Origin of the sequence: Absicoccus sp. (assembly GCF_034090965.1) — a bacterium.
Lineage (GTDB): Bacteria > Bacillota_I > Bacilli_A > Erysipelotrichales > Erysipelotrichaceae > Absicoccus > Absicoccus intestinalis.
The window spans coordinates 32,477-44,582 of sequence record NZ_JAXDRQ010000066.1; the positions used below are offsets into that span (position 1 = coordinate 32,477).

Annotated in this window: 10 protein-coding genes and 1 riboswitch; of the genes, 5 read left to right on the plus strand and 5 right to left on the minus strand. The window is 40.9% G+C overall.

What is annotated here, in order from left to right; translation table 11 throughout:
* The first annotated feature begins 28 nt into the window (after positions 1–28).
* Positions 29–694, plus strand: a complete 666-nt coding sequence (locus SOS22_RS09925) for an N-acetylmuramoyl-L-alanine amidase (RefSeq protein WP_320597068.1) — start codon at positions 29–31, stop codon at positions 692–694.
* Here SOS22_RS09925 and SOS22_RS09930 read toward each other — a convergent pair.
* From SOS22_RS09930 to SOS22_RS09950, 5 genes are read right to left on the minus strand one after another with little or no spacing between them, the layout of a single operon-like run.
* Entirely contained in the window at positions 691–4,980 is a 4,290-nt protein-coding gene (locus SOS22_RS09930) for a PolC-type DNA polymerase III (RefSeq protein ID WP_320597069.1), read from the minus strand. The genes SOS22_RS09925 and SOS22_RS09930 overlap by 4 nt on opposite strands.
* A 9-nt stretch (positions 4,981–4,989) precedes the next feature.
* The gene (gene rnc, locus SOS22_RS09935) at positions 4,990–5,676 is read right to left on the minus strand and encodes a ribonuclease III (protein ID WP_320326087.1); all 687 of its coding nucleotides are present in this window, start codon (positions 5,674–5,676) and stop codon (positions 4,990–4,992) included.
* Complete coding sequence (coaD, locus tag SOS22_RS09940; RefSeq protein WP_320597070.1) at positions 5,660–6,148, minus strand: pantetheine-phosphate adenylyltransferase; 489 nt, start codon at positions 6,146–6,148, stop codon at positions 5,660–5,662. The genes rnc and coaD overlap by 17 nt, the downstream gene beginning before the upstream one ends.
* 2 nt (positions 6,149–6,150) lie before the next feature.
* Entirely contained in the window at positions 6,151–6,696 is a 546-nt protein-coding gene (gene rsmD, locus SOS22_RS09945) for a 16S rRNA (guanine(966)-N(2))-methyltransferase RsmD (RefSeq protein ID WP_320326089.1), read from the minus strand.
* Positions 6,693–7,865: an FtsW/RodA/SpoVE family cell cycle protein gene (locus tag SOS22_RS09950; RefSeq protein ID WP_320597071.1), complete on the minus strand. Its 1,173-nt coding sequence runs from the start codon at positions 7,863–7,865 to the stop codon at positions 6,693–6,695. Before SOS22_RS09950 ends, rsmD begins: the two co-directional genes overlap by 4 nt.
* A gap of 105 nt (positions 7,866–7,970) precedes the next feature.
* Between SOS22_RS09950 and def the strand changes: the two genes are divergently transcribed.
* The 4 genes from def (at position 7,971) to SOS22_RS09970 (ending at position 11,935) form a co-directional block, all read left to right on the plus strand.
* A complete protein-coding gene (gene def / locus SOS22_RS09955) occupies positions 7,971–8,522 on the plus strand; it encodes a peptide deformylase (protein ID WP_320326091.1) in 552 nt (183 codons plus the stop codon).
* 58 nt (positions 8,523–8,580) lie between these two features.
* Complete coding sequence (locus tag SOS22_RS09960; protein ID WP_320597072.1) at positions 8,581–10,380, plus strand: ribonuclease J; 1,800 nt, start codon at positions 8,581–8,583, stop codon at positions 10,378–10,380.
* A 48-nt stretch (positions 10,381–10,428) separates the two neighbouring features.
* Positions 10,429–11,271, plus strand: coding sequence for a metallophosphoesterase (locus SOS22_RS09965; protein WP_320597073.1), 843 nt, complete (start codon positions 10,429–10,431; stop codon positions 11,269–11,271).
* Between the two features lie 22 nt (positions 11,272–11,293).
* Positions 11,294–11,391: riboswitch (TPP riboswitch) on the plus strand.
* A 31-nt stretch (positions 11,392–11,422) separates the two neighbouring features.
* Positions 11,423–11,935 carry an energy-coupled thiamine transporter ThiT gene (locus SOS22_RS09970; RefSeq protein ID WP_320326094.1) on the plus strand — a complete coding sequence of 171 codons (513 nt, stop codon included), beginning with the start codon at positions 11,423–11,425 and terminating at the stop codon, positions 11,933–11,935.
* Positions 11,936–12,106 lie beyond the last annotated feature (171 nt).

Consider the following 12,106-nt stretch of genomic DNA (forward strand, 5'->3'; position numbering starts at 1 on the left):
GTAATATATCCTACATATGAATCAACAAATGAAAAAAATTCTTGTCGTCCTGCTCTGTCTTGTATTGGTCATTGGCATTGGTTTGATCCGCTATCTCGATTATCAAAACAATGCGATCGTTGTATGCATTGATGCCGGACATGGAGGTTATGATACCGGCGCCATTGCGGCAGATGGCACCTATGAAAAAGCACTCACCCTTGCCTATGCCAAACAAATTGGCAAATACATCGAAGCGTCGGATGAAAATATTCGCGTTGTCTATACCCGAACCTCCGATACGGTTTCGTGGCCATCAAACGTATCCAAAGACTTGAAAGCGCGTGTAAAGATTGCCAAAGAACAAGAAGCCGACTATTATATATCTATCCATTTTAATTCGGCCGATGCCTCAGCCTATGGCTATACGGCCTATGTCAAAAGCAGTGACAAAGCATCCAAAGCCATCTATAAGACAATGGCAGAGAATCTATCGCAATCCGGTTGGGAATATGATCGTGGCATCGAAACCACCACCAATTATCCATTGTATGTCGTGGATCAGTTATCCATTCCATCCATGTTGATCGAGGTGGGATTTATCACCAATGAAAACGAACTGAAAGACCTAGAACAAGCCATCTATCGCAAAACCATTTGTAAAGACATTGCGAATGCCTATATTTCCTATATACAAAAACAATCAGATGACTAAAATAACGTCATCTGATTTTCTTCATCCAATCCTTCGGTCACACCCATGCTATCCATGGTCTTTAATAATGAATTCGATAATTGGGTTCGATTGATAAGATCCTCTTTGGATAAGAACGGACGCTCCTTTCGTGCTTTAACAATGGAACGACCCACATTGGCTCCCAAACCATCCAAAGCCGTAAAAGGTGGAATGATGCTCTTTTCATCTTCTGGATCTTGAATAAAGTCTGTCGCGTCACTGCGAGTGATGCTCATATTGGAAAACCGATATCCTCGACAAAACATTTCCAATGCCAATTCCAAGGTCGAATAGATATCTCGATCTTTTTTTGTCACTTCTTTGGGCGCTTCTTTTTCTTTTTTCTTGATTTCCGTCATTTTCTGACGAATGGCCTGTTCCCCACTGATCATAGTCGCAATATCATAGGCATCACAACGAATACTAAAGAACATACAATAATACGCAATCGGACGATGTACCTTGAACCACGCAATGCGCACCGCCATCATGACATAGGCCACCGCATGGGCTTTTGGGAACATGTACTTGATCTTCAAACAAGACTCAATGAACCAATCCGGCACGTTACATGCCTTCATCTCCTTGATCCATTCTTCTTTCAAGCCTTTGCCCTTACGCACAAACTCCATGATCTGGAAGGCCAATTTTGGCTTCATGCCATACCCCATCAATTCGACCATGATATCATCACGACAACCAATGACCTCACTTAATTTGCACGTTCCGGCATCAATCAAAGCTTCGGCATTGCCAAGCCATACATCGGTACCATGACTCAAACCGGAAATAGTGACCAACTCCGAAAAGGTCGTTGGTCGAGTCTTTTCCAAGATTCCTCGTACAAAGGGTGTACCAAATTCAGGAATCCCCGCCGCACCGGTGATTTGATCATATCGCGTCGTATCAATATGCAACGAATCAACGGAACTAAAAATAGCCATGGTCGCCTGATCATTCATCGGTAATGTCGTGACATCGATGCCAGTCATGTTTTCTAACATTTTCATCGCCGTTGGATCCACATGACCTAAAATATCAAATTTCAAGATATTATCATGGATCTGATGGAAATCAAAATGCGTAGTCAACCAAGTCGCATGCGGATCATTGGCCGGATATTGAACTGGCGTAAAATCATGAATATCCATATCTTCAGGCACCACGATGATACCGGCTGGATGCTGCCCTGTCGTTCGTTTGACACCTTCACAACTCTTGGCCAGATCGACTCGTTTGACATCCGAAAACGGTTCGATCTCCATCTCTTCTTCGTATCCTTTGACATACCCATACGCGGTCTTTTCGGCTACCGTACCGACAGTTCCAGCTCGAAAGGCATGATCGGCACCAAATACTTCCTTACAATAATTATGTGCAACCGGCTGATAATCACCACTAAAATTCAAATCAATATCCGGAACTTTATCGCCTTCGAAACCTAAGAAAGTCTCAAAGGGGATATCTTGGCCATCCCCTTTCATGGGATGATGACAAACTGGACATTCTTTATCGGGCAGATCAAATCCCGAACTGACCGTGCCTTCTTCTAAGAATTCATAATGATGACAATGTGGACAATAATAATGTGGGATCAATGGATTGACTTCCGTAATTCCCGACATTGTTGCCGCAAACGAAGACCCGACCGATCCTCGCGAACCAACAATATATCCATCATCATTACTTTTTTTGACCAATAAATGAGAAATATAGTAAACCACATAATAGCCATGGCCAATGATACTATCCAATTCACGTGTCAATCGTTTGTCTACAATTTCCGGCAATTGTTCTCCATACATCGCATGAGCGGTTTGAAAACAAATCTTGCGTAATTTCTCATCCGATCCTTCAATTTCTGGTGGATACAATTTATCATGAATGGGAAAGATCTCATCACAACTTTCCTTTAATCGTTTCGGATTGACGATCACATATTGATACGCTTTTTCTTCACCCAGCCAACTCATTTCCTTTAACATTTCATCGGTTGTACGCAAATGTTGATTCGGGGCCGAAGACATCTTCCGAGCTTGTGTATTATAAACATACAATGGATGTCGTTGCCCACCAATGGCTTTCGCATTGATATAGATATCGCGAATCCGTTTGTCATGCGGCTCAACATAATGGGCATCGCTCGAAGCAAGGATTGGAATATCCATCGCCTCTGCTTTATCCATGATAAAATGCAAGACTTTTTTCAGATCATCCACCGAATGAAGGGCATGTCGATCCAATAAATTCCGGTAACAATCCAAGGGCTGGATCTCCACATAGTCATAAAAAGCCAAGGCCTTTTCTAATTCCGCTTCACTGCGTGTATGGGCCAAATCAAAAATTTCACCATTTTGGCAACTCGTACCAAAGAGCAAATTGCCCTTTTCATGATATTTTTGAAGTTCGTGTTTCACAATACGCGGATGCGCTAAACTCGTATTGGAATTTTTATTATAAGCTAAATACTTTGTATGGGACATGGTCACCAATTCAAATAATTCTTTTAGGCCTGCTTTATTTTTCGCAAAGACCGTAATATGACTGGGATGTTTTTTAAACCATTTATCTTCGCTTGGTATGTGTTCCAATGTATCCAATGTCGCATCGGGTCCCCATTCATTCCACATACAACAAAAACAACGACTCAAGACTTCCGCATCATAATCGGCACGATGGGCCCCTTCCCCATCATAGGCAACACCATAATGACGACAAACCGCACCTAAACGATAGCCTTTCATATCCATCATCAATTGTGCCAATGGCAACGTATCGATCATCGGATTGGTCATTTCTGGTTTGCCACAAGCACGACAAGCCGCATTCATAAATCCCAAATCAAAAGAACCATTATGTGCAACTAAGACGGCATCTCCGATCCAATCCAATAATTCATCCAATACTTGATCGATGGGTTTCGCATTTTCCACGTCTTTTTGCGTGATATGCGTTAAATTTGAAATATCGGCTGGAATAGCCATTTGGGGATTGATAAATAATTGTTTTCGATCCACCACTTCACGATTGACCATCTTTACCGCACCAAATTCAATGATCTTATCCAATCGCTGTGATAAACCAGTTGTTTCTAAGTCAAAAGAGACAATGGTCGTTTGTTCCAAGGATCGATGATCATTATTGGTCACCACTTGAAAATGGGTATCGACCATATTCATTTCACAGCCATACAACATCTGAAACGAACGATTGGGATCTTGTTTCATCAAAGCTTCTACTTTATGCTGGGCAAAAGGAAAAGCTTGCACGACATCGTGATCACATACGCCAATGGCTTCCATGCCCCAGTCATAGGCGGTTTGAATATAATCTTCAATGGCAGCAACACCATCCATTTCACTAAAGTTGGAATGGACATGCCATTCGATTCGTTTTTCTTTGGCTGTATCTTCTCTTTTTTTAGCGGGGATGGCTTCCAATTTTGAAATCATAAAACTATCACATTTGGAATAATTGTCATAGACAACTTCGCCCGTCAAGCGTACGGTCTGCCCATTTTTGACGGCATTGATCTCATCGATCGAACAGCGTTTTCCTTCAAAACGTTTGGCAACGATCGCATCTTGATAATCGCTGATATACAGTTCTTGTAACGTTCGTTTGGATTTCAATACCCGATTTTCAACCGAAAAGATATGCCCTTCTATCGCTACATTGTGCATACCGACACGCAAATCACCAATCGATGAAGCAATCACATCTTTGATGTATTTATTTTTAGGCGTCGAAACAACCGGTTTTTCTATTTTTGGCAAAGCCATCTCTTTGGTTTCGATTTCTTCTTCCTCTTCGCTCAATCGACAGACAAATTCCATCGCAATGCCAAATGTGGCCAACTCGTTTTCTAAGGATGGCAAGCCTCGTTTGAGCTGGGCCAAACGACTTTCATCATGGGTCGCAAAACAAACGACATCCTTTTCCATAAAAGGATGCAAATACCAAAAAGCTTGGTATTCATGATGACTGGCAACAATACGTTCCACATAAAGATCGAGATCACTCATGGCACATACCGGATCTTTGGCTTGAATGTGGAGCGTAATATCGGTATGTAAGGCTACTTTCAATTCATGACACGTTTGTCGATACACCTCAAAAGGCAAGACTTGTTCCACTTGGATCGATAGTTCCAAACAATTCTGGATGGCATGATAGATTGGCGGTTGAAAGCTTTGGGCTTTTTCAAAATAGGACAAACAATCTGGGGACAAATATTTTTCTAACAGTTCATACATATCGGACATGATCTGCCTCTACTTCGCCATTTTTTCAAAGGCATCTTTGGCTGCTTTTTGTTCGGCTTTTTTCTTGGTTCCGGATGTTCCTTTTCCTAATAAAATATCATCCAAGTAGACTCCCATGGTAAATGTTGGCGCATTGCTTGGACCCGTTTCCTCTAATAAACGATATTGAATGGTCTTGCGACTATCGGCTTGGATCACTTCTTGAAGATGCGTCTTATAATCGGTCACATCTTCACTTTTGGGTTGGGAAAATTCTGGTTTCATCACTTTTGTCAGAATTTCATCACAAACCGCATAGCCTTGATCCAAATAGATAGCCCCAATACAAGCTTCAAATTGATCAGCCATGATCGAACGACGGCGGCGACCTCCCGTTTTGATCTCACCAACACCTAAGCGTAAGAATTCATACCATCCCAATTGATCATTTAATTTAGCCAAAGTCGCTTCACAAACCGTTTGCGCTCGTAATGTGGTCATTTGGCCTTCATGCAGTTTTGGCTGCATATGGATCAATTGATCCGAGCTCCATATCTGCAAAACGGCATCTCCCATGAATTCCAATCGTTCATTATTATCAATGGGATCGTTGGCATGTTCATTCGCATAGCTCGAATGCGTACATGCTTCCAAATATAATTCTTCATTCTTGGTTTCATAGCCTTGGCTATGCATCCATTCACTCAATGTCTTCATGGGTTCCTCCTTCTAGATCCCTTCGTACACAATCGGGTACAAAGGCTGAAATATCTAAATGATATCGTAACAATTCACGTACATTGGAACTGGAACAAAACATATGTTCCGGTTTTGTGAAAAGGCAAATGGTTTCCAAATGATCATCGATGGATCGATTCATGGTTGCCATGTTTAGTTCATATTCAAAATCTTGGCTGTTGCGCATGCCTCGGATCAAATATTTCGCATGCACCGATCGAGCCGCATCAACGGTCAATCCTTTTTGAATGCGACAAGAAACGTTGGGATATGCCATACAAGCTTGTTTTAGCCAAGCTAGACGTCTTTCCGCACTAAAGACTTGATGTTTTTCTGAATTTGGTGCCACAAAGACATACAAATGATCAAAGAGCGTACTGGCTCGTTCAATCAGATCTATATGACCCTTGGTGACCGGATCAAAGGCACCACAAAAAATGGCTGTTGGCATGCTTATTTCTCCTTTCGATAATAGGTAATTTTCGTATTGCGATACGATTTTGTTTTCCAAATCACAAAATCAACAATTTGATGGGGAAAGTCATCTTTTTCATCACTTTCCACCACAATGATCGATGTATCTTTTAGTAATTGATGTTGACGCAATTGTTCAATCAACAATGCATTTTTTTGTTTGGCATAGGGTGGATCGATATAGATCAAATCAAACGGCTGACTCAATCGATCCAATACGGAAAAGATATCTCCACGAATGATCTGACACTGTGCTTCCACTTGCAACAAGGCAACATTTTTTTTGATGGTCTGAATGGCTTTGATGTTTTTATCCACACAAACTGCTTCATCCATTCCGCGTGATAAAGCTTCTAAAGCCATATTGCCTGTTCCACTGTAACAATCTAAAAAACGCCCACCATCAAATTGATTGCCTAAGCTTGAAAAAATAGCGCCTTTTACTTTATCAGCCGTGGGACGGGTGCCTTGGCCAGGTACACTTTCCAAACGGCGCGAACCATATTTCCCACTAACGATCCTCATCGATGCATCTCCTTGACACGAATATAGCCAATACAGCTTTGACAAATTCCCAACGCCATACAAACCGACATCAAACTGGATCCACCACTGGAAATAAATAATAAAGGAACACCGGTAAATGGCATCAATGCCGTCACACCTCCAACGTTTAAGAAAAAGTGCATAAAAATATAGGTGGCTGTTCCCCCCAGAATGACCTTATAAGCGAGATCATTGGTTCGAAACGCATAATACAACAAGCGACCTAATAATAAGATATACATAAGAATGATCAGACCCAATCCGATGATACCGGTTTCTTCCAAGACAACGGCCAAGATATAATCGTTATCAGCTTGGGTCAAATAGCCGTATTTCCGACTGGATTCGCCCAATCCTTTCCCAATCACATTGGAAGAGCCAATCGCATAAAGAGAGTTGGCGGGCTGATACCCTTCTCCATAGATATCATTGTAGGGATTCTTCGCATTTTCAATTCGTGTAGCCACATGCGAAAAAGGGGTCTTGGCAATGATATTGGTTCCGAGGTCCGTGACAAAAAAGAGGCCTACTCCCAATACGACCAACACCAACAAAGCGGCAATGATGCGATTCTGTATTTTCTTCAATACCGGAAAGGTCGGGATTTCCACACAAACCAGATAGGTCATGATCAATATGGACAATGTTCCTAAATCTTTTTGAAGGATCAATTCAATGGCGAATAAAGCAATCATGAGATTGGGCACTTTAAAAAGATCGTTAAAAGAGCGTAAGAGTTCTTTTTCTTTTTTGGTTCGATTAATGGCATTGGCTGCCAATAAGACCATAAAGGGTTTCACAAATTCAGCGGGTTGAATGGAAAAGCTTCCCAAGCGGATCCAGGCATGCGAGCCACCCGAGGCACTGAATAAGAAAGGAAGCAACATCAAGCCGAGGAAAAACACCGACAAGAGTGGTTGCAGACGATTAAATAAACGAAAAGAAAAATAGCGAAAAAATATATACATGATGACCAAACTAATGCCGCAAAACATGCACTGATGGGCAATCGTTCGCCAAACGATGTTGGCATCGGATGTTGTTTGACCTACATCCGTAGAAACGATCATGATACTGCCAAAAACCATTAAAGCGACAACCAACCAAGTCAATCGTCGATCCATGGCGATTTTACGAATTCGAGCCATACATCCTCCTTCAGTAACAATCATTCTAACATATTTGGACATGCCTCGTTCAAATAAATTGTCAGGAAGACAAATTTGCTTTAGAATAAGGACGAAGGTGAGAAGATGAAACTAACAATGGAAGATATCATCTTGGATTCCGATCCAAGAATACGTGAAAAAAGCCTACCGGTCGATTTGCCCCTGTCGGATGAAGATCGACAACTGCTTCAAGCCATGTTGCAGTATGTAAAGGATTCGCAAGATGAAGAAATAGCCCAAGCGGAAGGATTACAACCTGCCGTTGGCATTGCTGCGATTCAATTGGGCATTCCCAAACAATTACTGGCCGTGGTCGTTCCCGAAGAAGATGGTATCCATGAAGTGGCATTGGCCAATCCCAAGATCATTTCCGAATCCGTGCAAAATGGATACTTAAATGGTGGTGAAGGTTGTCTATCGGTCAAAGAAGAGCATCCCGGCCATGTCTACCGTCATGCACGAATTAAAGTGCGTGGTTATGATCTGGTCCAGGATAAAAAGACCGTTATTTCGGCCAATGGTTATTTTGCGATTGCCCTCCAACATGAAATTGATCATTTATCTGGCATATTATTTTATGATCGAATTGATCCAAATGATCCTTGGAAGGCAGATCCAGAAGCAGAAGTCATTTAATTCTGCTTTTTTTTCGGCTATACTTGGTATAAAATTAATACAAAAGAAAGAGGTCAACATGCCAAAACTACAAGATTATAATAATCGGCATGCGATCAATCGAAAGACATATTCTGTAGAAAAAAACGACACTTTGATCTATGCCCTTGGTGGCTTGGGCGAAGTCGGTAAGAACATGTACTGCTTCGAACATGACAATGAAATTTGTATCATTGATTGTGGCGTTTTATTTCCAGACGATGATTTGCTCGGTGTCGACTATGTCATCCCTGATTATCATCATTTGATTCGCATGAATAAAAAACACAAGATTTTAGTGATCACCCATGGTCACGAAGATCATATTGGAGGAATTCCCTTTTTATTAAAACAAGTAAAGATCGATGCGATCTATGCGCCTCGGTTTGCGAAAGCTTTGATATTAAAAAAACTCAATGAACACAAAGGTTTGGAACACACCAAGATCATTGAAGTCAATGAAGACTCGAATATTCAAACCAAATATTTCCAAATTGGCTTTTTTAATACGATTCATTCCATACCCGATTCGTTGGGCGTCTTAATCAACACGCCAAATGGTCGTGTGGTAGAAACCGGTGATTTCAAGTTTGATTTCACACCAGTGGGTACGAATGCTGACTATCAAAAAATGGCCTTTATTGGTGCAAGCCAACCGGATTTATTAATGAGTGACTCGACCAACTCGGGAGTAGAAGAAATGTCTATTTCGGAACGTGTTGTTGCCAAAGAAGTATTGGACATCATGCGCAACAATACAGAGAGTCGTTTGATCGTCGCAACATTTGCATCCAATGTGTATCGGGTCGCGCAAATTATGGAAGCTGCGGTCAAGTGTCATCGAAAGGTGATCGTCTTTGGTCGAAGCATGGAAAATGTCGTTGATATTGGTCGTAAGATGGGTACGATCAAGATTAAAAATTCGCAAATGTTGAAACCAGAAGAACTGGCTCATACACCAGATGATAAGGTTTGTATTATTTGTACAGGATCGCAAGGAGAGCCATTGGCTGCCTTAAGCCGCATTGCGAATGGAACCCATAAACATATTCACTTAAAACCAGGAGATACGATTGTTTTCTCTTCGAATCCCATTCCGGGTAATGAAGACAGTGTCAATCGAGTGGTCGATAACTTATTTAGAGCTGGTGCAAAAGTTTTAACCAAATCCATTTTGAATAACTTGCATACAACAGGCCATGCTTCGCAAAAGGAACAAAAATTGATGATCCAATTGATCAAGCCAAAGTATTTCATGCCTGTGCATGGTGAATTTAAGATGTTGATGCACCACCGTCAAACAGCCATCGATACGGGCATCCCATCAGAAAACACGTTTATTTGTGCCAATGGTGATATCTTGATCTTACGAGATCATCAAGTCTTACCAAGCAATTGGCGATTCCAGGGGGATGATATCTATGTGGATGGCAATGATGTTTCGGGTCTTTCCACTGCCGTCTTAAAAGATCGCCGGATCTTAGCGGAAAATGGTATGGTTGCTGTCGTGATCGCAATCGATTCCAAAACCAATACCTTATTGGCACCCCCTGTGATCTTGTCACGTGGTTTTGTGTTCATCAAAGATTCACAAGGATTGATGAAAGAAGCAAGTTTTATCGTTGGAAAATCTTTGCAGGAACAAATGAAAGAAAAAACCACATTTGGTGAATTAAAGAATTGTGTGCGTTCGACATTGGAGCCGTTCTTATATAAGAAGACCCATCGAAATCCAATCGTGATCCCAGTAATCATCAATTCCAGAAAGACCATGGAAGAATTGGCGAAGAAACGCAAATCGCACCGTTCAAAACCGAGAGAAAAAGTGAAAGAAGATTAGCTATGATCTTCTTTTTTTGATAGAATCGATGGATAGGAGGTGGAATCCATGCATCGTTGGCAAAAACGTCTTTTGGCCATCATCGTTGTTTTATTGGTGATCGTCATTGGTTTTGATGTTTCTTTATATCATGCCATTCAATATGAACCCAGTGAATTAGCTGTGAATTATCGAACCATAAAAGATGATAGAATTCCTACTTCCATGAAGGATGTATCCATTCTCTATTTTACTGATCTACAATATGGGTCATTTGAAAACAAAGAACGATGTGATCGTGTGTTTTCCCAAATCAAAGAATTAAATCCCGATATTCTGATCTTTGGCGGCGATGTATTGGACACGAATACGACCTTTGATACGAAAACACAAAACTATATTTTAAAGAAATTTAAGGAGATCCAAGCTCCACTAGGTAAATTTGCGGTTTGGGGCGAAAAGGATCAAAGCCATAAAGCTGAATTAAAGAAGATGTATAAAAAAGCCCAAGTTGAAGTGTTAGATAATCGTCAAGTCAGCTTGTATAATGGGAGCTCTTCAGGGATTCGTTTCATTGGTCTATCCAATACAAATGGGATTTCCAGTGCAACACAAAAACTATCTTCCAAAACCTTTAATCTATTGGTTTGTCACAAACCAGACATTTTGGTCGATAGTTCGTTGGCTTCCAAACATATTTCTTTGGCATGGGCTGGCCATTCCCATGGCACCCAGATTACTTTCCCTTTGATTGGGCCTTATAAAACGGTTTCGGGAGCCTCGAAATTAAATCGGAGTCATTCGACGGATTTGAGTTTTGACTACGACATTTCAACGGGAGTTGGTTGTACCAATTTGGATGTTCGTTATGGAGCCAAACCAGAAATTAATTATTATATATTGAAGAAATAGATAAAATAGCTTATGATATGGACTGTCAAGACAGGGGTGTCCACCAGGACTGAGATGCAGTGCGATCCCTTATGACCTGATCTAGGTAATACTAGCGTAGGGAGTCTTAAAGTCTTTAAGTTCCTTGCGCCTCAATGGAGGTGTTTTTTTTATGAAAGATTTATCAGTGAAAGATCTTGTTTTGATGGCATTTTATGTAGCCCTATTTATGGTATTGGATATGTTTATCAATACCTTGGGTTTCTTACAAATGCCACAAGGTGGTAGCCTTGGTGTTTCTACCATCGCTTTATTATTGGCTAGCTATCATTTAGGATGGAAGAAAGGTACAGTCGTTGCGATCGTCAGTGTATTCTGCCAATTCGTGACTGGAAGGATGTATCTATTGGGCTTTACCCAATTCTTATTGGATTACTTCATTGCCTTTAGCGTATATGGTTTGGCTTGTTTATTTCCCAATTATAAATACTTTTATTCCGGGGTATTGATCACCAATCTCATTCGTTTTCTTTCTTCAACCATTAGTGGGGTTGTCTTCTATAAGACCACATGGATGGGATCCATTATTTATCAAGCCTGGTACATGGTACCAACAACCATTATTGGTTTGATCTTGGTTCCTTTATTGATGGAATCATTAGCACCACGTATAAAAAAAGCATAATGACGCAGAGCAATCTGCGTTTTTTTCATGAGATAAATTATCATAATAAGTGCAACAGCCTATAAGAATTAAAAAAGTCCATGGGTTCAATGATAAAATGTGAGTGAGAAAACAAACATTTATCAAGGAGAATCCCATGAACTACAACCATCTTAACATAAATGAGAGAAC